Here is a 22,911-nt window from a genome sequence, read left to right as displayed (position 1 = left end):
GGAATTATGAATTTTAAGGCCGTGGAATATGCCCGTTTTTCATGTTCATGTCAAACAATTTTTAACCAAGTATAAATATCAAAGCAAGGAAAACCTAACTAAACGTCATGACCGTAGCATCGATCTTTATAGGCGGTTAAACTGTGCCGCGATTCTACCAGCATTTTTAATGTTAGGGCAGAGGAATTTGTGTAAATTAGCAACAGGACAGTGCATTGAGTAAAACCTTGTTAAAATCTGGCGCCATTGTTAGCGCTATGACCCTGATTTCCCGCATATTAGGTTTGGCTCGTGATGTGGTCATTGCTAATTTAATGGGAGCGGGTGTTGCTGCCGACGTATTTTTCTTTGCCAACAAAATTCCTAACTTTTTGCGCCGCTTATTCGCCGAGGGCGCGTTTGCCCAAGCATTTGTCCCGGTACTTACCGAATACAAGCAAAAGAGTTCTGAAGACGAAGTAAGAGAGCTTATTGCCAAAGTTAGCGGTACGCTGGGCTTAGCCGTTACCATAGTTACCTTGTTTGGCATTATTGGTTCGCCTTTAATCGCAGCACTATTTGGTACGGGGTGGTTTATATCGTGGTTAAACGACGGCCCCGATGCTGCTAAGTTTGAACTGTCGGCCTTCCTACTTAAAATCACCTTTCCCTATTTATGGTTTGTCACCTTTACCGGATTATCGGGCGCGATTCTTAACGCATTTGGTCGTTTTGCCGTGGCGGCATTCACGCCTGTATTGCTAAATGTGGCAGTGATTAGTTTTGCGATATTTGTTTCTCCAAACCTAGAGCAACCTGAGGTTGGCTTGGCCATGGGAGTTTTCTTCGGCGGCTTAATTCAGTTTCTATTTCAATTACCTTTCTTGTTTAGGCTTAAGTTGTTGCAAAAGCCAAGCTGGGGCTGGAAACATCCTGGAGTGGTAAAAATTCGCACCTTAATGATCCCTGCATTGTTTGGTGTATCGGTCAGTCAAATAAACTTGCTGTTGGATACCTTAATTGCCAGTTTCCTAATCACTGGCTCTATATCGTGGCTGTACTACTCCGACCGCTTGTTGGAGTTTCCCCTAGGTTTGTTTGGCATCGCCATTGCAACCGTGATTTTGCCAAGCTTATCGCAGCGTCATGTTGATAAAAGCCCGCAGCAGTTTCAGCAAACCATGGACTGGGCAGTGCGCATGGTGTGTTTTTTGGGCATACCCGCCACAGTAGGTTTGGCCTTACTTGGTCAGCCTATTTTACAAGTGTTGTTTATGCGTGGTGCCTTTGATCAACAAGATGTATTAAACGCCTCCTACAGCTTAATGGCTTATAGCGGTGGCTTGTTGTTCTTCATGCTAGTGAAGGTGTTAGCGCCAGGGTATTACTCGCGCCAAGATACTAAAACGCCGGTGAAAATTGGCATTATCGCCATGGCGAGTAACATGGGCTTTAACCTTATCTTCGCGATTCCTTATGGTTATATTGGTTTAGCTATTGCCACAGCTTTATCGGCGTTGCTTAATGCCAGCCTGCTTTATCGCGGTTTACACAAACAAGGTGTTTACAAACTTGGCTCTCCTACCTTGGTATGTATTGTTAAAATTTTAGTGGCATCGACATTGATGGGGGGGCTCATTGTGTGGCTTTCTCCCCTTGCTGAACAATGGTTTGCGTTGTCGTGGATAGACAGTGTTTGGCAACTTTTAATCTGTGTCGCAGCGGCCGTGATTAGCTACTTGGTTTTACTATTTTGCTTGGGGATAAGATTAGCTCACTTGAAAAGCAGTTTCGGGGCTGTAACTGCGGACTAAACAAGCTATAATCCGTCGGTTTTTGACGAAATAGGCGCGGGAATGGAGTTAATTCGCGGAATACGCAACATTAAAGCGCGTCACTATGGCTGTGCATTAAGTATTGGTAATTTTGATGGCGTGCATTTAGGCCATCAACAAGTAATTAAGCGTTTAGTTGATCAGGCTCGCCAGCGGAGTTTGCCCGCTGTGGTGATGATTTTTGAGCCACAACCGCTTGAGGTGTTTGCTAAAGATAAAGCACCCGCTCGAATTAGCCGATTTCGCGATAAGTATCAGCAACTAAAAAGCTTAGGTGTAGACCGCTTGTTGGTGGTGCGTTTTAGTCATGAGTTTGCTCAACAAAGTGCCGACTATTTTGTTCGCCAGTTATTGGTTGAATTGCTGGGAGTAAAATACCTAGCAGTGGGAGATGACTTCCACTTTGGTAAAGGCCGAGAAGGTAATTTCGCAAGCTTACAAGCGGCCAAAAAACAGTACGGTTTTGAGCTTACAGCAACTGATTCGTTTTGCTTAAATCAGCAGCGAGTGAGCAGTACCTTATTACGTCAGCATTTAGCCGAGGCCGATTTCTCAACGGTGGCTCAATTGCTAGGCAGAAAATTTAGCTTTAATGGCAAAGTCATTCATGGCCAAAAGTTGGGGCGTCAATTGGGCTTTGCTACGGCAAATTTAAAAGTTGCCCGCCATGTATGCCCCTTGCATGGGGTGTTTGCAGTTAAAGCCTATATACAAGATCAGCCAGGGCATCGCTTTTCAGGCATTGCTAACATAGGCTGGCGGCCAACCGCCGCAGGAAAGGATTTATTGGTAGAAGCTCATTTGTTTGAGTTTGACGCCAATCTGTATGGCCAACGATTAGTGGTTGAACCGCAGTTAAAAATACGAGATGAACAAAAATTTGATTCGCTTGATGCGCTTAAAGCTCAGGTGAATCTCGATATTAAGCGTGCAAAAGCCTACTATGGCCTTGCAGAGTAATTGACTGGAAAAGTGATTCGATGAGCGACTATAAAGATACTCTTAATCTACCTGATACTGAATTCCCGATGCGTGGTAATTTAGCTAACCGCGAACCTGCAATGCTTAAGCGTTGGAGCGAAAAGGATCTGTACGGCCAAATTAGACAGGCCAAAAAAGGTAAGAAGAGCTTTATTTTGCACGATGGCCCTCCATACGCCAACGGCAATATTCACCTTGGCCATGCGGTTAACAAGGTGCTTAAAGACATCATTATTAAGTCGAAGACTTTATCAGACTACGATTCTCCTTATGTGCCTGGCTGGGACTGCCACGGTTTACCTATTGAGCTACAAGTAGAAAAGAAAGTTGGCAAGCCGGGCAAAAAAGTGACCGCTGCTGAATTTCGTCAAAAGTGTCGCGATTACGCCGCTAAGCAAATTGATGGTCAGCGCAACGACTTTATCCGCATGGGCATTTTAGGTGATTGGCAAAACCCTTACCTAACCATGAACTTCGATACTGAAGCAAACATCATCCGTGCCTTGGCAAAAATCATCGATAATGGCCACCTATTGCAAGGTTCTAAACCTGTGCACTGGTGTACCGATTGTGGCAGTGCACTTGCTGAAGCTGAAGTTGAATACGAAGATAAAACCTCTCCTGCCATTGATGTGCGTTTTACCGCTGTTGACGAAGCTGAAGTATTAGCCAAATTTGATCACCCAGAAGGCGTGACTGGTGAAGGGCCAATCTCTGCAGTTATTTGGACCACTACGCCGTGGACTTTACCTGCTAACCGTGCGGTAGCCTTAAATGCACACCTTGAATATGTGTTAGTTCAAATTGAAACTGAAACTGGCAAAGAGCGTTTAATTCTGGCGCGCGACCTAATGGAAGAGTGTGTAGAGCGCTTTGGTGCGACTCACTTCCATGCTTTAGGTTACTGCCAAGGTGATGCCTTAGAGTTAGTAAAACTTAAGCACCCATTTTATGACTTTGAAGTGCCTGTTATTTTAGGTGACCACGTAACGACTGAGTCAGGTACAGGTTGCGTTCACACTGCTCCTGGCCATGGTCAAGAAGATTTCGCGGTAGGCCAAAAGTACAACTTAGAAGTGGCTAACCCGGTTGGTGATAATGGTGTTTACCTTGCCGATACCGAATTTTTTGGTGGTCAGCATGTATTTAAAGCCAACGACAACGTAGTTGAAAAACTTAAAGAAACGGGCGCGCTTCTGCATCACCATGCTTACCGTCATAGCTACCCGCATTGCTGGCGTCACAAAACCCCTATTATTTTCCGTGCTACGCCGCAGTGGTTTGTGAGCATGGACCAAAATGGTTTGCGTAAGCAAGCGATGCAAGAAATCGAGAAAACCCAGTGGATCCCAGATTGGGGCCAAAGCCGTATCGAAAGCATGGTAGAAAACCGCCCAGATTGGTGTATCTCTCGCCAACGTACCTGGGGCGTACCGATTGCATTGTTTGTGCACCGCGAAACTAACGAATTGCACCCTCGTGCGGTAGAGTTGATGGAAGACGTCGCTAAACGTGTTGAGCAAAGCGGTATTCAGGCTTGGTGGGATTTAGATGCTACTGAACTACTGGGCGATGAAGCCGAGCAGTACCGTAAGGTAGAAGATACCTTAGATGTATGGTTTGACTCTGGTTCAACCCATTCAAGTGTGGTTGCTGCCCGTGAAGAGTTTAACGGCCAAGCAGCAGACATGTATTTAGAAGGCTCCGACCAACACCGTGGTTGGTTCCAATCTTCGCTAATGATTGCAACTGCGATTAATGGCAAAGCACCCTACCAGCAAGTACTTACTCACGGTTTTACCGTAGATGCTAATGGCCATAAGTTCTCTAAATCTTTAGGTAATGGTATCGCTCCGCAGGATGTTTGGAACAAATTGGGTTCAGACATCTTACGTTTGTGGATTGCATCAACCAACTACACCGCTGAAATGAGCGTATCGGACGAAGTATTCAAACGCAGCGCCGATGCTTATCGTCGTATCCGTAATACCTCGCGCTTCCTATTGGCTAACTTAGCTGGGTTTGAACCTGAGCAGCATTTAGTGGCAAGTGAAGACATGGTAGAGCTTGACCGCTGGGTAGTGGGTCGAGCAGCTGCTGTTCAACAAGAGATTGTAGAAGCTTACGAGCAATACCAGTTCCACGTTGTTTATCAAAAGCTAATGCACTTCTGTTCAATTGAACTAGGTAGTTTCTATTTAGACATCATTAAAGATCGTCAGTACACCGCAAAAGCCGATGGCCTAGCACGACGCTCTTGTCAAACGGCGCTATTCCACATCGCTGAAGCGCTAACCCGCTGGATTGCACCTATCTTAAGCTTTACCGCTGACGAGATTTGGCAAGCATTACCTGGGGAGCGTAGCGAATTTGTATTCACTGAGGCGTGGTACGAAGGCTTAACTTCGTTATCACAAGATAGCAAAATGAATGATGCATTCTGGGCTCAACTAATCACCATTCGTGATGAAGTGAATAAGAACCTAGAGCAAGCACGCCGCGACAAGAAAATTGGTGGCACCTTAGAGGCTAAAGTAACACTGTTTGTGGATAGCCAGTTAGAGCAAGTGTTAAGCCAGCTGGGTGATGAGTTACGCTTTGTATTGTTAACTTCAGATGTAAGCTTACAGGCTTTAAGTGAAGCGGGTGATAATGCCGCTGCTACTGAGTTGGACAACCTTAAAGTAATGGTAGAAGTGGCAAGTGGCGCGAAGTGTGACCGTTGTTGGCACCACCGCGAAGATGTTGGTCAAAATGCTGAACATCCAAGCTTGTGTGGTCGCTGTGTAACCAACGTAGCGGGTGAAGGTGAGTCTCGTAGCTATGCATAACGACGCTGTAGTAAGTAAAACAAATAGCACTGGTTTACGTTGGTTGTGGTTAAGTGTGGTGGTATTCATTGTTGACCAAGTTACCAAGTTTGCCATTGCTAAAACCTTCGATTTATATGAGTCGGTAGCGGTAACCCCATTCTTTAATTTGGTTTCGGTTCGAAACTACGGTGCAGCTTTTAGCTTTTTAAGTGATGCCGGTGGCTGGCAACGTTGGTTTTTTACTGCCATAGCGCTTTTTGTGAGTGGTTTGCTGGTGTGGTGGATGAAAAAAACACCGGCCGAGCAAAAGTGGCCAGCCATTGCTTATGCCTTAGTATTAGGCGGAGCAATTGGTAACGTATTTGACCGCGTAGCGTTTGGCTATGTTATCGACTTTCTCGATTTTTATGTTGGCTCTTACCACTGGCCTTCATTCAACGTTGCAGACTCAGCCATTTGTGTAGGGGCAGTGCTATTGGTATTAGATAGCTTTTTGTCGCCACAAACCAAGGATGCTAAATGATCCAGCAAGGAAGCACAGTAGAGCTGCATTTTGTATTAAAGCTAAGTGATGGCTCGATTGCAGAAAGCACCTACAACTACCCTAAGCCAGCTCAATTGGTAATGGGTGATGGAAGTTTAACTGAGGGTTTTGAAACTTGTTTGCTGGGCTTAAAGGCCGGTGATAAAAGCCAGTTTGAGCTTAGGGCTGAACAAGCTTTTGGTCAAAGTAATCCTGATAACATCAAGTACTTTGAGCGCAGTAAGTTTGGTGATGAAGCGCCTGCCGAAGAAGGCAGCATTATTGCGTTTGCTCAGCCAGACGGAAGCGAAATTCCCGGAATAGTACGTGAAGTAACCGGTGATTCAGTAACGGTAGATTTTAATCATCCCTTAGCTGGTCAAACGGTTATTTTCGAAGTAGAAATTTTAGCGGTTAATTAAGGAGCGATAGTGGAAATACTGTTAGCCAATCCTCGTGGTTTTTGTGCAGGTGTTGATCGCGCTATTTCTATTGTAGAACGCGCTTTAGAGATGTTTGGGGCTCCCATTTATGTGCGCCATGAAGTGGTTCATAACCGCTACGTAGTAGATGGCTTGCGTAAACGTGGCGCAGAGTTTGTTGATGAACTGAGCGACGTGCCTGAAGGCAGCATTTGTATCTTCAGCGCTCACGGCGTGTCTCAAGCAGTACGCGCCGAAGCGAAACAACGTGACCTTAAAATCTTTGATGCAACTTGCCCCTTAGTGACTAAAGTCCATATGGAAGTTACTCGCGCTAGCCGTAAAGGTATTGAGTGTATTTTGATTGGCCACCACGGCCATCCCGAAGTAAATGGCACCATGGGCCAGTATGACAATGTCGACGGCGGTATTTATCTGGTAGAAACCGTAGATGATGTAGCTAAGTTGCAGGTAAAAAAACCTGAGCAACTGTTTTATTGTACTCAAACCACTCTGTCAGTTGATGATACCTCGGCAATTATTGACGCCTTGCGTGAGACCTTCCCAGAGATTCAAGGACCGCGTAAAGACGATATTTGTTACGCTACGCAGAATCGCCAAGATGCGGTAAAAGATCTCGCAGAAAAGTCTGATGTGGTATTGGTGGTGGGGTCGAAAAACTCTTCTAACTCTAACCGATTGCGCGAAAAAGCCGAGAAGTCTGGCGCAGCTGCTTACTTGATTGACGGTGTTAGCGATATTAACTGTCAGTGGTTTAAAGCCGATAGCCGTATTGGTGTTACCGCTGGTGCTTCTGCTCCTGAGGTGCTTGTTCAAGAAGTGGTATCTGGCTTGAAAGCGATGGGCGGGGTAACAGTTGTTGAAAACCCTGGTCGTGAAGAAAACACTATTTTTGAAGTGCCTGCAGAGCTTAGAGTTACTCAAACCAGCTAACTGAGTCACCTCTCAATTCCCCTAAAAAAGAAGGCATAGCCTTCTTTTTTGCGCTATACCCTAATTAACTGGTCGATTCGAAAGGCAGAACTATCGGACGCTAAGTAAGCATCAAGGATGGGTAGGTAGGGATGCAAGCAATACCATTGTCATCTGTCAGAGGCTTTACTCTGATTGAAGTTATTATCACCTCTTTTATATTGGCGGTAGGCCTGCTTGCGGTTGTTGCCATGCAAGCAGTTGCTAAGCGCTCTAGTTTCGAAACTCATCAACGCACCGTTGCCATGATTTTAGCCGAAGACATGGTGGAGCGGGTTCGCCTTAATCATATTGCTTGGCAAGCTAATAACCCTGCCACTGTTATCGTTGGCGATGGTCAAACAGCCAGAGCAAAACCCGCTTGTGCCGAAAACAGCGGTTTAATGACAGCCTGTAGCCTTGCCGATGTAGTGAACTACGACCTCTACCATTGGGAGTATGGTCTCTATGCCAAAGCTGCAGGAGCTAAGGGCGGCTTGGTTAAGCCAAATGGTTGTGTATTGTTAAGCGCTAATGGAGATCTCACGGTAGTGGTTACATGGATGTCGAGGCAGTCTTTTAGTGGCATTACTAGTAGCAATACGGTTACCGCTAACTGCGGCGCCCAGTCAGACAAACGCCGCAAGATGGCATTAACAACTCGGGTGGCCTCATGAGCAAGCATTTTCAGCAGGGTTTCACCCTTATTGAGTGGCTGATTGCCATTGTGATTGGGCTGTTTTTAACTGCAGGGATCAGTAGCTTTTTAGTTGCCTCACAGCGCAGTACCGAATCAACCTATCACAGTGAGCAATTGATGGAGAGTGGCCGTATTGCCATGCACTTGATTACCCGTGATTTAAGAATGGTGGGTTTTTTTGGTGAATATACCGGTAATCCAATGGTTCGCGGCTCTGGCGTTGAATTAGTCGCCACCGATGTTACCGCAGCTAATGACTGCACAATTGACTGGATAGGTAGCACTCCTGAGGGTTCATTCCCCTCTGTGGATGGTAGATTTAGCTCCTTGTTTGTCGGGCAAATTAATAGCTCAAATTCTTTAAACGGCCAATACAGTTGCGTAAGTAGTCGCAGCAATTTGATTGTGGGTTCTGATGTTATCGGCATCAAAAGAGTGATTGGCTCGCCCATCCAATCGGCGGGTGAGTTGGATTCTGACCGCTACTATTTTGCGGCAAATGCTGCCAGTGCCCAGATATTTACCTCTACAGACCCTTGGCCTACCGAGACAGTGATGCCTGGCAGGCAAATATGGGAATACCAGCATATTGTTTACTATCTGGATGTGAGCGCTCAGTCTGGTTTGCCGGTGCTTCGTCAGTTATACCTGGATAATAACAGCGGTATGCAAATCTTGGGATCTGGCCCCTTGGTGGAAGGCATCGAGCGGATGCGAGTATTGCTGGGGGTTGATACTGATACGACTCAAGATGGCGTGGTTAATGACTTTGTCTCCTCAAACAGCGTGACACCCCTGCAATGGAGTGAGGGCCGAGTGATTGGCGTCAAAGTATTTTTGTTGGTTCGCTCCTTAACCGAGGATAAAAACTATACTAATGGGAATAGCTACGAATTGGGCGATGTGAGTGTAGCCGCTGCTAATGATCATTATAGACGGGCTTTGTTTGAGTCTGTCGTATCGCTAAGAAACATGGTGTATTGATGCAACTAACTGTTTTGTTTAGCCAAAAAACGGCTACAAGCCAGCAAGGAGCAGCATTGTTTGTGGCAATGTTATTTTTGCTAATTTTAAGCTTTTTAGGTGGGGTGTTATTAAGTAGCGCTAACCAAGGATTAAAAGTGGTCTCAGCGATGGGAGATCGGGTGGGCGCGGAGCACTTACTCGAAGGTGAAATGAATGAACTAATTCTTGAGCCTAGTCTTCAAGGGGTGATTGGCGCTATGGCACCTGCGGCATCGATGGCTGTGTCAACCATGGTAACCGGTGCTGACGGCACCATGATTCATACAGTAGATAGCGTGTGCGCGCGCAGTTTTACTGCCAGTAGTAATAACGCCATCTCACAATGTCGCTATGTGCGAGTAGACGCAACAAAAACATATGGAAAGGCTAATAGAGCTTCAACGTCAATAGCTGCCGGTATAGAGCAGCCGATGCTATAGCCAAAACGGTAAAGCTGCTTGCATAGTTTGCAGGCAAGACAACAAGGAGAGAGCAGATGAACGGTCGGTTAAAATCGGGGCTGCTTGCATGGTTGTGTTCCGCTGCAGTAACACTTCCAGTTTGGGCTGATGATACGGAGCTATTTTTATTTGATTTTAATAGCTTGAGTTCAGCTGACCCTAAGGTGTTAATTATATTTGATACTTCGGGCAGTATGGCTTGGAATATTACTACGCGCGAAGGGTATAACCGAGATAGTAGTGGCGATATTAGTTATCAAGATTACCCCATTGCGGTGAGCTCTCAAAACAGCCTAGATAATGATTTCATCTATTTTACTGTTAACGGTGTGGATGGCTCGTATATTCCCACCGGTGCCAATGATGACCGCCGGTTTATTTGGGACATTAATAACTGTGCCGCTTCCTACGAAGCCTTGGCTAAAAACGGTATTTTTACCGGTTACTTTCGTGAGCACCGGGTGCAAGGTGGCACCGGTTCATGGGACGATGTTCGACTAAATAATGGTGCTAACTACACCGTTCTTGATTGCATGGATGACTATGAGCTTAGCAGTGATGCAAGTGATGGTCGCTTACTGGATGAAGAAGGAGACCCTCGCTCATTTACAGTAAAGCTGCAGGCTTCCGATGGTAGTTTTGTGGATAAGGTCGTTTCCACAATTAACCCTGGTCAATATCGCGAGAGTAATAACTCTTATGTAGATGCTCCCCAGGGCTACCCGATTAATGGCGCTGCAAATAATACCGAAGACTTTTATACCCTTAATAAAACCAACGCCGAGCAAACTACAAAAGACTCATTTGATGATGGCTATTTAATTACGCTTTATTCTGCCAATTATCTACGTTGGTACCATCACTCTGATGCAACCACTACTCGACCTCGTATCGAAATTGCTCAAGAAGCAATGGAGAATGCCCTCAATACTATCAATGGTGTTAAATTTGGCTTGATGGTGTTTAATCGTTCTAACGATGGCGGCAGGGTGATTCGGGGTATTCAAGCCTCTGATGATAACCAGGATCTTATATCAGATATTATAGAGCTCACCGCCGATGGCGGAACCCCCTTGGTTGAGACACTAATGGAGGCCAAGCACTATTTTGCTGGAGAAGCAGTAGATTATGGAGAAAAGGGCAATAACAACGAGAAAAACGATCGAGATAAAACCATAGAAACCTCCTCCGGTGGGACTAATACTTATTTATCACCCTATGAAGTGGGGTGTGATAGTTCCATCAACATCATTTACGTCACCGATGGCACACCCAGTGTTGATGCCGATGAAAATGAAAATATAAAAAACCTGCCAATTAATACCGACAATGTATTTGGTTGCGATAATGCCACAACGGTTAATGGTTGTACTTGGAAAGACCCGGTTGGTTTTGGTACCGGTAGTGAAACTAGCTATTTACCGGTGCTTTCTAAGTGGATGAATACTAACGATATTAACCCCAACATGACTGGTCGGCAGTACGCGAAAATATCTACTATTGGTTTTGGTGAAGATGTTATCGAAGGCGGCACGGCAATGTTAACTGCTACCGCTGAAAATGCTCAGGGGCGCTTTTATCCTGCAGAAGATGGGGTCTCTTTAGAAGCAGCCTTTCGCCAAGCTTTAATCGGAATCTATGAAGAAAGTTCTTCTTTAGTTTCTCCGGCAGTAACCAGCAACAACTTTGACCGAACTCGTACTCTAGATAGAGTTTATTACGCCATGTTCAAACCTTCGCTTAATCCACGTTGGCGTGGCAACTTGAAAAAGCTGGAGCTGTCTTCTGAAGGCTATATGGCGGATCAAAACGGCAATCCTGCTATTGGCGCAGATGGCTCTATCATTGACGAAGCCAAGACATTTTGGTCCTCTGTTAAAGATGGTAACAACGTAGAGCTAGGCGGGGTCTCTGACACCTTACTTAGTAATGACGCCCGAATGGTGTATTTCAATCAAACTGATAGCGGCAGCTTCACCACATTGACTACCAGCAACTTGGTCACAAAGGCGGGTAGCAATGCCAATTTGGCTAATCAGCTTGGTGTTGCTGAAGACGATATTGCAGGTCATGTTAGTTGGATCCGCGGCACTGACGTAGATAATGATGACGGAGATACCAGTACTACTATTCGCAGTGATTTAATGGCGGATCCACTGCATTCTCGACCCTTAGTGATTAACTATGGTTTACGCAGTGGGGCTGCGGCTGATAGTACTGATCCTGACGATATGGACATAAGAATCATTGTTGGTACCAATGGTGGTGCTATGCACATGTTTAAAGATACTGGGTCAAGTGTTGCTGAAAGCTGGGCATTTTTCCCCTATGAGTTATTGGGCAGACAACTTACCCTGCGGAATAACATAGCAAGCTCGCAACATGTATATGGGATAGACGGTACGCCAACAGTATTGCTCAAAGACACTGATAATGATGGTAAGTACAGCAGCAGTGGAGACAAAGTACTGGTATTTACCGGACTACGCCGCGGTGGTGATGCATATTATGCGATGGACTTAACCAAACCGGATTTACCCGAAATGTTGTGGCGGATTGATAGCTCAAGCACTGGCATGTCTGAGCTTGGTCAAAGCTGGTCCCAGCCTACAGTAGGCTACGTACCAGGCCATAGTAATCCAGTTGTTATTTTTGGTGGTGGCTATGATACCAACCAAGATTTAAGCACCCCTAGCGATGATGATAGAGGTCGTGGTGTATTTATTGTTGATGCTTTAGATGGCAGTCTAGTATGGAGCATTACAGCAGCAGACGATGATCGCCTAACTCACAGCATACCTGCTAGAGTCGCCTCCTTAGATAGTGATGGGGATGGTAATATTGACCGCTTGTACTTTGGTGATACCGGAGGCCAAGTATGGCGAGTTGATTTATTCTCAGCCACCCAGTCGAAGTGGAAAATGACCGCTTTAGCGAGCATTAGTGATAGCTCAGTAGTTACCGATAAACGTAAGTTCTTCACTGAGCCAGTTATTGTAAGAACCTACCTTAAAAAGCTCACTCGCATTACCACTGGAGAAGGTGAGGACCAAGTGACCATTACTGACTCTCAGCAGATCCCTTACGATGCCGTGTTAATTGGAACAGGGGATAGAACTAAACCGGTGAGTGATAAAGATCCCAATGGTGTAGATAACCGTTTTTACATGTTCCGCGATTATAATGTTCAGGTTACCGATTTTGGCGCGCTTGACGACGATGCCCAGCCGGTAGCGATTGTTTCTAATGATCTCTATAACATTACCAGTGATCCTATTGGTGCCTTAAGTGATGAAGCCGCCATTGAAACGCAGCTCATTGCGTTGGGTGCTTCCAAGGGTTGGGTATATAACTTGGTTGAGGATGGCGAAAAGTCCTTGGGAGCGGCTTTGGTATTAGGCGGTGAGTTGTATTTCACTTCGTTCACTCCAGAAACCACTAACTCGGCAACATGTACTATCCCTACTATTGGTAAAGGGCGCACCTATGCTGTAGATATGCACATAGGGACCAGTATCAATAACAGTCGCTACTACGATGTAGATAACAAAGTACCCGACGACTTGATTATTCACTCCGGCGAGGATGAGCAAGGTGAGTCTGTGGTAAGAGTATTTGGTGGAGACCCTGGCGAAGACTTAGAATTTGATGATCAAGATGAAAACAACGATCATACTTGTGAAAGTGCCGGGGAGTGTAAGGAAGGTTCAAGAGAAGCCAATATGGATATGAGCCCACAACAAATTTACTTCTATTTTGATGAGGGCTAAATGAAACACTCGATGCGCGGTGTCACCTTAATGGAGCTAATGATTGCGGTAGCGATTGTCGCCATATTAGCGGCGGTAGCTTACCCTGCTTATACGTCTTTTGTCGCCGAGTCTCGGCGCAGTGAGGCCAAAAAAGAACTGGCCACCTTAGCGGTATTACAAGAGCAGTACTATGCAGACAATGCGAGCTATGCCGCTAACTTAGCCAGCTTGAGTTTGGTTGCTTCTGGTGCAAGCACTTATAACACCGAGAACGGCTATTACGCGATTACGCTAAGTAGTTCTGCAGCAGCTAGTACATTTACTGCCAAGGCTACTGCTTTAGGTACTCAACTTAGTGCTGATACCGATTGTAAAATCTTCTCTATCGATGATGAGGGCAGCAAATCAGCTGAAGATTCATCGGGAAACTCAAATGCTGATTGTTGGTGATCTTATGAAACGTTTAGCTATTTTCTTATGTTTGATTTTGCCCATATCTACAAGCTGGGCGATTACCGTTAAGTGCTACATGGCTGGCTCCACAGGTTATGAACAAGTGGTAATAGCTTCGCCTAAAGATCTAGATTCAATGGCAGAGATTACAGCCGAAATTAAACAGCGATATACCAATCACACCGCTAGCGCCCAAAGGTTTGGCAGTATTTCCCAGATTGAATGTGTTGAACTTAACAGTGAGTTTAGTAGTGATATTGCCAACGTACGATTTGCAGAACTTGAATATTAATTAAGGTGGGTGTTTAGATAGGGCAGCTGCTTTTTTCACTGTCGGTGATAAAGCGAATATTGCCGCCTTTTGAGATAACTACACCATCAATGTAGCTATTATCATTTGAACAAAAGTAGAGGCTTCCCGAAGCTCCGGCAATTAAGCCATCGCTCTGAAAAGAAAAAGAATCTATTGCTCCTTTAAAGTCTATATTGCCAGCCTTAGTAAAGGGCTCGGCTGCTAGCAGAACTTTCTCTCCGCTATCTAGTTTTCCGTTGCTATTGTCATCGGCAAATACGGTTAAACCAGAGTTCACCTCTCCGCCGCAATCACTGCCATTGGCCTGTAGGGCACAAACCACTACTCGTTGATTGAGGTTTATCGCTTGGCTGCGGGCAAAGCGTACTTCTCGCATCATCCTATTGCTTGAGGCATCAGCTGCCATTGATTGAAACAAACTGTTCATACTGGGTACGCCAATACCGAGTAATACCACGGCAATCGCAATGGTTACCATTAATTCAAGTAGGGTAAATCCAGTTTGCTTAGTCAATTAGGGCGCTCTTAACTCTAGTTTCTACTAATAAGTGTACACGCTTATAGTGGGTCTGCAGCTACAGTGAGATTTTTTGTACAAAGTGTGTGGTAAGTCCAATGAATAAGACTAATAAACGATTGAAAATGATGAGCCATCAATTCAGTTATTGATTTTTGCCATGAAGTTTAAGCCCTCAAAATTCAGCTAACATATTGATTTTGCGTGAGCTAAGTGGTGATTTTTAGCCAATTCCCTCATTAAGCTAAGTGTATAACGTTGTCACATGCGCGCGCTTGGCTTAAAGTAAGGATATAGAGACTCAACAAAATGATAAATAAAAGGAAGTACACATGAAGCAAGTCACGGCAATTATCAAGCCATTTAAAATGGATGATGTTCGCGAAGCTTTAGCCGAAATTGGTATTACGGGTATGACAGTTACCGAAGTAAAAGGCTTTGGTCGACAAAAAGGCCACACTGAACTTTACCGTGGCGCTGAGTACAAAGTAGACTTCTTACCCAAAATGAAGTTAGAGCTAGTTGTGCAACAAGACGACCTCGAACGTTGTATTGAAACCATTGTGCAAACAGCACAAACGGGCAAAATTGGCGATGGTAAGATTTTTGTACGCGATGTAGACCGCGTTATCCGTATCCGTACTGGTGAAGAAAACGAAGATGCGATTTAATTTGTGTTCAGATGCAAAAAAGGCGAGCTAAGCTCGCCTTTTTTAATGCTTAATCAATACTAATTCACACTCATTATCAATGCTGTTTGCTCCGCTTTATCGGTAATGCCTAAGGCTTTGTAGCCGTCTTCCATCACTTTGAGCGCATCGCGTGCAGAGGGTGTATCTGAGAAGTTTTCAATAACATAGCGGGCGCGATTTACCGCTCCAATATAAGCTTCGCGCTTAATGTAGTAACGGGCAACCGATACTTCGTAGCGTGCTAAGTTATCTTTCAAATGAACCATACGCTGCTTGGCGTCTGCTGCATAATCACTGTGCGGGTATCGATTAATCAAAGTCTTAAAATCGTTAAAGGCTTGACGAGAGAAGCTTGGGTCTCGATCGAAGCGATCAATGCCCACAACACTTTGGAACAAGTTGTAATCTGCCGCCATATTAGTCAGACCACGCATGTAATACACGTAATCTAATTCGCTGTGGGTGGGGTTGTTACGAATAAAACGGTCGGTGCTGGCTAAGGCCATCGCAGTATCGCTGCGCTTGTAATATACGTAGATAAGGTCGAGCTGTACTTGATTAGAGTATGGGCCAAAGGGATAACGTGTATCTAAGGCTTCTAAGTTCTCTACAGCATCGGTAAAAGCACCATTGTTAATGGCTGTTTGAGCTTCTGCATACAGTTCAGATGCAGGTTTATCTGGGATCTTTGGCTTATCTTTAGAGTTCGAAGAACAGGCTCCAAGCATTAAGCCGAGCAGTATTACTGAAATTGTTTGCTTATAAACGCGCATCATGGACTAAAAATCGTCTTTGTTGTTTCTGTGATAACCACATAGCAATACTTGTCTCAAGGTCGAAAAGTATTAGGTTATACACCTCAAATAATGGGCAAACAGTATCCTCTATGCCACCTAAACCGTCAATCACCGAGTGACATATATAGTGGGAGGTGCATCTAACAAACCATTTTCTTCTATGCTTTAAGCTAAGAATGATTACAATAGCCCGTTTTGGCCTTCCCGATAGAGGTAAAACCTAAGATGAGTCAACCATTAGAGTTGCGAGCAATCGTTGATGATGAGCTAGCTGGAGCTCGCCTCGATCAGGCGTTAGCTACATTATTTCCCGATTATTCCCGTTCACGGATCAAGGAATGGATCCTAGGCGAATGTGTTCGCTTAGACGGCGAGTTAAAAGTGAAGCCAAGGGAAAAGGTGGTTGGCGGGGAAGAAATTGTATTAAGCACCGTGTTGGAAGACGTGGTTGAAGCCCAAGCCGAAGATATTAAACTCGACATCGTTTACGAAGATGACGACATATTAGTTATCAATAAACCGATAAACATGGTGGTACACCCTGGCGCTGGCAACAATAGCGGTACCGTGTTAAATGCTTTGCTGCATCGTTATCCATCAATCGCCGAAGTTGCGCGTGCCGGTATTGTGCACCGTTTAGATAAAGATACCTCCGGCCTAATGGTGGTTGCTAAAACCGTTCCTGCTCAAACTCACTTGGTTGAAGCGCTACAGGCTCGCCACGTTACCCGTGAATATGAAGCGATTGCCACAGGCGTGATGACCGCGGGTGGTTTAGTAGAGGAGCCAATTGGTCGCCATCCAACTAAGCGCACTCACATGGCGGTGGTGACAACTGGTAAACCTGCGGTAACTCATTACCGTGTAGCAGAGAAGTTTCGCCAACATACCCGTATTCGCTTACGCCTAGAAACCGGCCGCACTCACCAAATTCGGGTACATATGGCGCATATTGGTCATTCCTTGTTGGGTGACCAGACCTATGGTCGTTTGCGTCTACCTAAAGGTTCTAGTGAAGAGCTTATTGCTGCCATGCGTGGTTTTCAGCGCCAGGCTCTGCATGCAGTAATGTTGCGTTTAGAGCATCCAATAAGCGGTGAAATGATGGAGTGGCACGCGCCAGTGCCCCAAGACATGTTGGATATTGCAGAAGCCTTACGCGCTGATCACAAACTCAATCCGGATTTAGGCTAGCAATGGCCAAGCTGCTGGTAGACTGGCCTTGCCCTGCCAATATTAAAGCCATTTATAGTGATCGTCTGAAGGGAGTGAGTGAAGCTCCCTATGATTGCTATAACTTGGGTGACCATGTAGGGGATGAAGCTGGTGCAGTTCAAGCCAATCGGCAAAATTTTCAACAGGATATGCCACAGCAAGTTTGTTGGCTAAGACAAGTGCACAGCACTCGCGTGGTAGATGCTAGTCTAGCTAGCATGCAATTTGCTGAGGCAGATGCCAGCATCGCTAAACAAAACAACGCGGTTTGCGTAGTAATGACGGCAGATTGTTTGCCAGTGCTTTTTTGCGATAAACAAGGCACTGTAGTGGCGGCGGCACATGCCGGATGGCGAGGTTTGCTCGATGGCGTGCTAGAAAATACTGTAGCAGCAATGAGTATTGCTCCCAGTGAGATAATGGCTTGGTTTGGTCCGGCGATTGGGCCAGATGCCTTTGAAGTAGGCAGCGAGGTTTATCAGCAGTTTGTTGCTAAAAACTCACAGTCGGCCAGTGCTTTTAAGGCTAGCTCAAATAGCGGTAAGTATTACGCCGATATTCATCATCTGGCTAAACAGCGTCTTAGCGCGCTGGGTTTAGTTGATGTTTATGCGGATGAAAGTTGTACCTTCAATAATGCTTCACGTTTTTTTTCTTACCGACGTGATGGTCAAACTGGACGAATGGCTGCAGCCATCTGGCTTAGTTAAAGCAATAAAGCTCACAAAACCATCGTCTTGATGGTTTTTTAATGCCATTTATCTTGAATTTTTTTGCATCTAATCCCACATAATCATTAATAGTTTAATAAATGCGGAGGTGTGACATGCGCCTAGATAGATTCACTAGCAAATTTCAATTAGCCATTTCAGACGCCCAATCCTTAGCATTAGGACGCGACCACCAGTTTATTGAACCGGTGCATTTAATGTCGGCCATGCTCAATCAGGATGCCGCTTCACTGCGTCCTTTATTAGTAGAAGCAGGCATAGAAGGTAGCGCCTTACGTTCACAGCTTTCACAAGCCCTTGAGCAGTTGCCCCGAGTAGAAGGAACTGGTGGAGAGGTTCAACTTTCCAACCAACTGGTGGTTCTTCTTAATTTGTGTGACAAACTTGCCCAAAAACGAAAAGACAAGTTTATCTCTTCCGAGATTTTCTTTTTAGCGGTGACCGAAGATAAAGGCAAGCTGGGCGATATCATGCGCGAGCTTGGGGCAACAAAAGAAAACATTGAAAGAGCCATTGGCAAAATTCGCGGCGGTCAAAAAGTTGATGACCCTAATGCCGAAGACCAACGCCAAGCGTTAGAGAAATACACCATCGATCTTACCGAGCGTGCTGAGCAGGGCAAGCTGGACCCAGTGATTGGCCGTGATGACGAGATTCGCCGTACTGTGCAGGTATTGCAGCGTCGCACCAAAAATAATCCAGTACTTATTGGTGAACCAGGGGTTGGGAAAACCGCCATCGCCGAGGGTTTAGCCCAGCGGATTATTAATCACGAAGTGCCAGAAGGCTTAAAAAACAAACGCGTATTGTCACTGGATATGGGATCTTTAGTCGCCGGGGCAAAATATCGTGGCGAGTTTGAAGAGCGTTTAAAAGCAGTGCTTAACGAGCTTTCTCAGGAAGAAGGCCAAGTGATACTGTTCATCGACGAGTTGCACACCATGGTAGGTGCTGGCAAAGGGGATGGCGCCATGGATGCCGGCAACATGCTTAAACCCGCTTTGGCGCGCGGCGAGCTGCATTGTGTAGGCGCGACCACCTTAAACGAGTACCGACAGTACATTGAAAAAGATGCGGCCTTAGAGCGCCGCTTCCAAAAAGTGCTGGTGGAAGAGCCTAATGTAGAAGATACCATTGCTATTTTACGTGGCTTAAAAGAACGTTACGAATTACATCACTCGGTAGAGATTACCGACCCTGCTATTGTTGCTGCAGCCAGTTTGTCGCATCGCTATATTTCCGATAGGCAGCTACCCGATAAAGCTATCGACCTCATTGATGAAGCGGCGTCCAGTATACGTCTGCAGATAGATTCAAAGCCCGAAGCTTTAGATAAGCTAGAGCGAAAAATAATCCAGCTGAAGTTGGAGCGCCAAGCGCTGCAAAAAGAATCCGATAGTGCCAGTGTTAAGCGTTTGGCCTTACTTGACGAAGAGCTGGTGGTAAAAGAAGCCAAGTTTAAAGAGCTGGATGAAGTATGGAAGGCAGAAAAAGCGGCCTTATCTGGCACCCAACATATTAAAGCGGATTTAGAACAAGCACGTTTGGATATGGATATTGCACGCCGCGCCGGTGATCTAAATCGTATGTCAGAGTTACAGTATGGCCGAATTCCAGAGCTAGAACGCCAGCTCGATTTAGCTTCTCAAGCTGAAATGCAAGATATGAGCTTATTGCGAAATAAGGTTACCGATGCCGAAATTGCCGATGTTCTGTCGCGCTGGACTGGCATTCCTGTTAATCGGATGCTTGAGGGCGAGCGAGACAAACTGTTACGCATGGAGCAGCAGTTGCACGATAGGGTGATTGGCCAAAGTGAAGCCGTAGAAGCTGTTTCAAATGCCATTCGCCGTAGCAGAGCAGGATTATCAGATCCAAATCGTCCAATTGGTTCGTTTCTATTTTTAGGACCAACCGGTGTGGGTAAAACTGAGTTATGTAAAGCTTTAGCCGAATTTATGTTTGATACCGAAGAGTCTATGGTGCGTATCGACATGTCGGAGTTTATGGAAAAACACTCAGTAGCTCGCTTGGTAGGCGCGCCTCCTGGCTATGTAGGTTATGAAGAGGGTGGTTACTTAACCGAAGCGGTAAGGCGCAGACCTTATTCGGTCATTTTACTTGATGAAGTAGAGAAGGCGCATCCAGATGTATTCAACATCTTGCTGCAAGTGCTAGACGATGGCCGCTTAACCGATGGCCAGGGGCGCACTGTAGATTTTCGCAACTCAGTGATCATCATGACGTCTAACCTTGGCTCAGACATCATCCAAGAGCGGCATGGCGAGATGACCCATCAAGAGATTAAAACGGCATTAATGGGAGTGTTAGCTCAGCAGTTTAGGCCTGAGTTTATTAACCGGATTGATGAATCGGTGGTGTTCCATCCCCTTGCTCATGAACAGATCCGTACGATTGCCGGAATACAAGTTCAGCGCTTAGTGCCGCGCCTTGAAGAGAAAGGTTACAGGTTGGAATTCAGTGATGCGGTGTTAGATAAACTAGGGCAAGCGGGTTTTGACCCGGTTTATGGCGCTAGGCCTCTCAAGCGCGCTATTCAGCAGCAGTTAGAAAACCCTTTAGCTCAAGCGATTCTATCGGGACAGATTGAACCAGGGAAAACGATTCGTATTGAGCTGGAAGATGGCCAATTAGCCTTTAAATAAAGGTAAAGCGTAAGCAAGCTAATTAGCTTGCTTACGTTGTTGGCTTTGAAGTTGTTTTAGATTGAGATAGCTTTTAGTTTGGCTGTCGCTAAGCAGCTTGGTTATCTCTTGATCTTTTTCTTTTAACAACTCGCGCATTGCTTTCCACATTTGTTTTCGATCGCCTTCAAAACCAAACAGGTCATCCATCAAGCGATTGTATCGCTGTTCAAGTTGAGCAAATTGGTTAATTTGCTGAGAATCTAAACTCAAATGTTTAGTCAATCTTTCTATGTCCATAGTGTTACTACCAATCTGTGCGTTTAGTCGACCTAAAAAATGAACTCCTCCAAATATTTATTTCTTATGTCTAAGATATAGTTCATTGCGCTGCTTTTGTCTTTGAATTGCTATTAACACTTAGGGGCTTATGCTATTTTTAGCCAAAGTTTTAAGGCTGTTTTATAGAGTATTTAAATGACCGAGCAAAAAGTTAGCGAAGGTGCCCGCCAAAAAGGTATCTTCTTACTCCCCAACTTGTTTACCACCGCAGGGCTGTTTTCAGGCTTTTATGCAGTAGTAGCATCAATGAACGACCAATTTGAAGCAGCGGCTATCGCCATCTTTGTTGCAATGATTTTTGATGGAGTAGATGGCCGAGTTGCTAGGTTAACAAATACCGAGAGTGCTTTTGGTGCAGAGTATGACTCGATGGCCGATATGGTTTCCTTTGGTATTGCCCCTGCTCTGGTAGTTTACAATTGGGCGCTGCACGACTTAGGCAAAATAGGCTGGTTGGCAGCATTTGTTTATACAGTAGGTGCAGCCTTGCGCTTAGCCCGCTTTAACACTCAAGTGGGTATTGCGGATAAACGTTTCTTTCAAGGTTTAGCTAGTCCAGCCGCGGCCGCGTTAATAGCTGGGATGGTCTGGTTTGCTCAAGACCTACAGTTTTCAGGTAACAGTTTAGAATTTGTTGCCTGCTTTATTACAGTCATCAGTGGTCTATTAATGGTGAGTAACTTCCGCTATCACAGTTTCAAAGGCATCGATTTAAAAGGCCGTGTACCATTTTTTGCCGTGCTGCTTATTGTATTAGTGTTTATTGTTATTGCAGTTAAGCCAGCAGTTATCTTGTTTACGCTGTTTGCAGCCTATGCTGTTTCGGGGCCTATCTACACAGTTCGCACTGTAAAGGACCTCAAATTTAAACACGTAGTGGGTGATGAAGAAGATCTAGATTGTCATCGAACTGAGAGCCAGCATAAAGACGATGAGCAATCTATTGAACCAGTAGCTGAAGATAAAGTAGAAAAGTAACAAAATAGTACTTAATGAGAAAAAAGGCGCTTAAATGGCGCCTTTTTGCTTATTTAATGTGCTGTTTTGGTTTTATCTTTCAATAATTGGCAAAAAAGCAAAATAACTGTTGCTTTACCAAATCGCTTCCCTATAATGCACCTCCACTGACACGGTACGCAGCGCTCTAAAGCGCAGCAAGGCTAAGACAGGGTTAACAAGGCCTAGGGCTGAGTTAGCGGCGCAAAAACTTCTTTTTAAAATCTTTTAAAAAGCGGTTGACAGCCACAGAGGAAAGCGTAGAATGCGCACCTCGCTTCGGCAACGAAGCAACGTTCTTTAACAATTTATCAAGCAATCTGTGTGAGCACTCACAGGGCCTTAAGTGAAAAAATTAAGCTTAAGTGAACTGGAGTCTTGCACTGTAACAACAGTAATAATTTCAGTTTTTAACTTTGAGCGAAAAAACTTTTGATTGAAGAGTTTGATCATGGCTCAGATTGAACGCTGGCGGCAGGCTTAACACATGCAAGTCGAGCGGTAACAGAAAGTAGCTTGCTACTTTGCTGACGAGCGGCGGACGGGTGAGTAATGCTTGGGAATATGCCTTTACGTGGGGGACAACAGTTGGAAACGACTGCTAATACCGCATAATGTCTTCGGACCAAAGGAGGGGACTCTTCGGAGCCTTTCGCGTATTGATTAGCCCAAGTGGGATTAGCTAGTTGGTGAGGTAATGGCTCACCAAGGCGACGATCCCTAGCTGGTTTGAGAGGATGATCAGCCACACTGGGACTGAGACACGG

Annotated in this window: 20 protein-coding genes and 1 rRNA gene (1 of these 21 running past the window's edge); 18 read left to right on the top strand and 3 right to left on the bottom strand. The window is 45.3% G+C overall.

The window, feature by feature from the left end; all coding sequences use genetic code 11:
- Positions 1 to 215: 215 nt before the first annotated feature.
- From murJ to K5609_RS16335, 12 genes are all read left to right on the top strand, one after another.
- Positions 216 to 1,793, top strand: coding sequence for a murein biosynthesis integral membrane protein MurJ (murJ, locus tag K5609_RS16390; protein WP_016401312.1), 1,578 nt, complete (start codon positions 216 to 218; stop codon positions 1,791 to 1,793).
- 42 nt (positions 1,794 to 1,835) lie between these two features.
- Positions 1,836 to 2,774, top strand: a complete 939-nt coding sequence (gene ribF / locus K5609_RS16385; protein ID WP_221074583.1) for a bifunctional riboflavin kinase/FAD synthetase — start codon at positions 1,836 to 1,838, stop codon at positions 2,772 to 2,774.
- Positions 2,775 to 2,794: 20 nt separating this feature from the next.
- Positions 2,795 to 5,626: an isoleucine--tRNA ligase gene (ileS, locus tag K5609_RS16380; protein ID WP_221074582.1), complete on the top strand. Its 2,832-nt coding sequence runs from the start codon at positions 2,795 to 2,797 to the stop codon at positions 5,624 to 5,626.
- Positions 5,619 to 6,131 (top strand): signal peptidase II, encoded by a 513-nt coding sequence (gene lspA, locus K5609_RS16375; RefSeq protein WP_221074581.1) that lies wholly within the window; start codon positions 5,619 to 5,621, stop codon positions 6,129 to 6,131. Before ileS ends, lspA begins: the two co-directional genes overlap by 8 nt.
- Positions 6,128 to 6,553, top strand: coding sequence for an FKBP-type peptidyl-prolyl cis-trans isomerase (gene fkpB, locus K5609_RS16370; protein WP_221074580.1), 426 nt, complete (start codon positions 6,128 to 6,130; stop codon positions 6,551 to 6,553). The genes lspA and fkpB overlap by 4 nt, the downstream gene beginning before the upstream one ends.
- Positions 6,554 to 6,562: 9 nt before the next feature.
- A complete protein-coding gene (gene ispH, locus K5609_RS16365; RefSeq protein ID WP_221074579.1) occupies positions 6,563 to 7,507 on the top strand; it encodes a 4-hydroxy-3-methylbut-2-enyl diphosphate reductase in 945 nt (314 codons plus the stop codon).
- Positions 7,508 to 7,653: 146 nt separating this feature from the next.
- A complete protein-coding gene (gene pilV / locus K5609_RS16360; protein WP_221074578.1) occupies positions 7,654 to 8,202 on the top strand; it encodes a type IV pilus modification protein PilV in 549 nt (182 codons plus the stop codon).
- The gene (locus K5609_RS16355; RefSeq protein WP_221077286.1) at positions 8,199 to 9,209 is read left to right on the top strand and encodes a PilW family protein; all 1,011 of its coding nucleotides are present in this window, start codon (positions 8,199 to 8,201) and stop codon (positions 9,207 to 9,209) included. The genes pilV and K5609_RS16355 overlap by 4 nt, the downstream gene beginning before the upstream one ends.
- Positions 9,209 to 9,670, top strand: coding sequence for a hypothetical protein (locus tag K5609_RS16350; protein WP_221074577.1), 462 nt, complete (start codon positions 9,209 to 9,211; stop codon positions 9,668 to 9,670). The genes K5609_RS16355 and K5609_RS16350 overlap by 1 nt, the downstream gene beginning before the upstream one ends.
- A 56-nt stretch (positions 9,671 to 9,726) precedes the next feature.
- Positions 9,727 to 13,461, top strand: coding sequence for a pilus assembly protein (locus K5609_RS16345; RefSeq protein WP_221074576.1), 3,735 nt, complete (start codon positions 9,727 to 9,729; stop codon positions 13,459 to 13,461).
- The gene (locus K5609_RS16340) at positions 13,462 to 13,893 is read left to right on the top strand and encodes a type IV pilin protein (protein WP_221074575.1); all 432 of its coding nucleotides are present in this window, start codon (positions 13,462 to 13,464) and stop codon (positions 13,891 to 13,893) included.
- 4 nt (positions 13,894 to 13,897) lie between these two features.
- Positions 13,898 to 14,188, top strand: a complete 291-nt coding sequence (locus tag K5609_RS16335; protein ID WP_221074574.1) for a hypothetical protein — start codon at positions 13,898 to 13,900, stop codon at positions 14,186 to 14,188.
- A gap of 13 nt (positions 14,189 to 14,201) precedes the next feature.
- Here K5609_RS16335 and K5609_RS16330 read toward each other — a convergent pair whose 3' ends face one another.
- Positions 14,202 to 14,723: a GspH/FimT family pseudopilin gene (locus K5609_RS16330; protein ID WP_221074573.1), complete on the bottom strand. Its 522-nt coding sequence runs from the start codon at positions 14,721 to 14,723 to the stop codon at positions 14,202 to 14,204.
- Between the two features lie 335 nt (positions 14,724 to 15,058).
- On the opposite strand from K5609_RS16330, the gene K5609_RS16325 reads away from it, so the two are divergent.
- Positions 15,059 to 15,397 (top strand): P-II family nitrogen regulator, encoded by a 339-nt coding sequence (locus K5609_RS16325; RefSeq protein WP_137674920.1) that lies wholly within the window; start codon positions 15,059 to 15,061, stop codon positions 15,395 to 15,397.
- Between the two features lie 59 nt (positions 15,398 to 15,456).
- Here the strand turns inward: K5609_RS16325 and K5609_RS16320 are convergent, their stop codons facing one another.
- Complete coding sequence (locus tag K5609_RS16320) at positions 15,457 to 16,194, bottom strand: outer membrane protein assembly factor BamD (RefSeq protein WP_221074572.1); 738 nt, start codon at positions 16,192 to 16,194, stop codon at positions 15,457 to 15,459.
- A 246-nt stretch (positions 16,195 to 16,440) separates the two neighbouring features.
- Here K5609_RS16320 and rluD point away from each other — a divergent pair, with 246 nt between their 5' ends.
- From rluD to clpB, 3 genes are all read left to right on the top strand, one after another.
- Positions 16,441 to 17,409: a 23S rRNA pseudouridine(1911/1915/1917) synthase RluD gene (gene rluD, locus K5609_RS16315; protein ID WP_221074571.1), complete on the top strand. Its 969-nt coding sequence runs from the start codon at positions 16,441 to 16,443 to the stop codon at positions 17,407 to 17,409.
- 2 nt (positions 17,410 to 17,411) lie between these two features.
- Entirely contained in the window at positions 17,412 to 18,140 is a 729-nt protein-coding gene (gene pgeF / locus K5609_RS16310; protein WP_221074570.1) for a peptidoglycan editing factor PgeF, read from the top strand.
- 116 nt (positions 18,141 to 18,256) lie between these two features.
- Positions 18,257 to 20,827 carry an ATP-dependent chaperone ClpB gene (clpB, locus tag K5609_RS16305; RefSeq protein ID WP_221074569.1) on the top strand — a complete coding sequence of 857 codons (2,571 nt, stop codon included), beginning with the start codon at positions 18,257 to 18,259 and terminating at the stop codon, positions 20,825 to 20,827.
- An 18-nt stretch (positions 20,828 to 20,845) separates the two neighbouring features.
- Here the strand turns inward: clpB and K5609_RS16300 are convergent, their stop codons facing one another.
- Positions 20,846 to 21,106, bottom strand: a complete 261-nt coding sequence (locus tag K5609_RS16300; RefSeq protein ID WP_221074568.1) for a hypothetical protein — start codon at positions 21,104 to 21,106, stop codon at positions 20,846 to 20,848.
- A 177-nt stretch (positions 21,107 to 21,283) separates the two neighbouring features.
- Here K5609_RS16300 and pssA point away from each other — a divergent pair, with 177 nt between their 5' ends.
- Positions 21,284 to 22,126 carry a CDP-diacylglycerol--serine O-phosphatidyltransferase gene (gene pssA / locus K5609_RS16295; RefSeq protein ID WP_016401293.1) on the top strand — a complete coding sequence of 281 codons (843 nt, stop codon included), beginning with the start codon at positions 21,284 to 21,286 and terminating at the stop codon, positions 22,124 to 22,126.
- Positions 22,127 to 22,577: 451 nt separating this feature from the next.
- Positions 22,578 to 22,911, top strand: a 16S ribosomal RNA gene (locus K5609_RS16290); it runs 1,209 nt beyond the window's last position.

Origin of the sequence: Agarivorans aestuarii, from assembly GCF_019670125.1 — a bacterium.
In the GTDB taxonomy this organism is placed as follows: Bacteria; Pseudomonadota; Gammaproteobacteria; order Enterobacterales; family Celerinatantimonadaceae; genus Agarivorans; species Agarivorans aestuarii.
This window is presented reverse-complemented; position numbering and strand designations above follow the sequence as displayed.

Coding starts and splice junctions, on each gene's coding strand:
- K5609_RS16320 (WP_221074572.1), bottom strand. CDS start 16,194: ATGATGCGCGTTTATAAGCAAACAATTTCAGTAATACTGCTCGGCTTA.
- pgeF (WP_221074570.1), top strand. CDS start 17,412: ATGGCCAAGCTGCTGGTAGACTGGCCTTGCCCTGCCAATATTAAAGCC.
- clpB (WP_221074569.1), top strand. CDS start 18,257: ATGCGCCTAGATAGATTCACTAGCAAATTTCAATTAGCCATTTCAGAC.
- K5609_RS16350 (WP_221074577.1), top strand. CDS start 9,209: ATGCAACTAACTGTTTTGTTTAGCCAAAAAACGGCTACAAGCCAGCAA.
- rluD (WP_221074571.1), top strand. CDS start 16,441: ATGAGTCAACCATTAGAGTTGCGAGCAATCGTTGATGATGAGCTAGCT.
- K5609_RS16355 (WP_221077286.1), top strand. CDS start 8,199: ATGAGCAAGCATTTTCAGCAGGGTTTCACCCTTATTGAGTGGCTGATT.
- K5609_RS16300 (WP_221074568.1), bottom strand. CDS start 21,106: ATGGACATAGAAAGATTGACTAAACATTTGAGTTTAGATTCTCAGCAA.
- ribF (WP_221074583.1), top strand. CDS start 1,836: ATGGAGTTAATTCGCGGAATACGCAACATTAAAGCGCGTCACTATGGC.
- K5609_RS16340 (WP_221074575.1), top strand. CDS start 13,462: ATGAAACACTCGATGCGCGGTGTCACCTTAATGGAGCTAATGATTGCG.
- lspA (WP_221074581.1), top strand. CDS start 5,619: ATGCATAACGACGCTGTAGTAAGTAAAACAAATAGCACTGGTTTACGT.
- fkpB (WP_221074580.1), top strand. CDS start 6,128: ATGATCCAGCAAGGAAGCACAGTAGAGCTGCATTTTGTATTAAAGCTA.
- K5609_RS16345 (WP_221074576.1), top strand. CDS start 9,727: ATGAACGGTCGGTTAAAATCGGGGCTGCTTGCATGGTTGTGTTCCGCT.
- pssA (WP_016401293.1), top strand. CDS start 21,284: ATGACCGAGCAAAAAGTTAGCGAAGGTGCCCGCCAAAAAGGTATCTTC.
- K5609_RS16335 (WP_221074574.1), top strand. CDS start 13,898: ATGAAACGTTTAGCTATTTTCTTATGTTTGATTTTGCCCATATCTACA.
- K5609_RS16325 (WP_137674920.1), top strand. CDS start 15,059: ATGAAGCAAGTCACGGCAATTATCAAGCCATTTAAAATGGATGATGTT.
- ileS (WP_221074582.1), top strand. CDS start 2,795: ATGAGCGACTATAAAGATACTCTTAATCTACCTGATACTGAATTCCCG.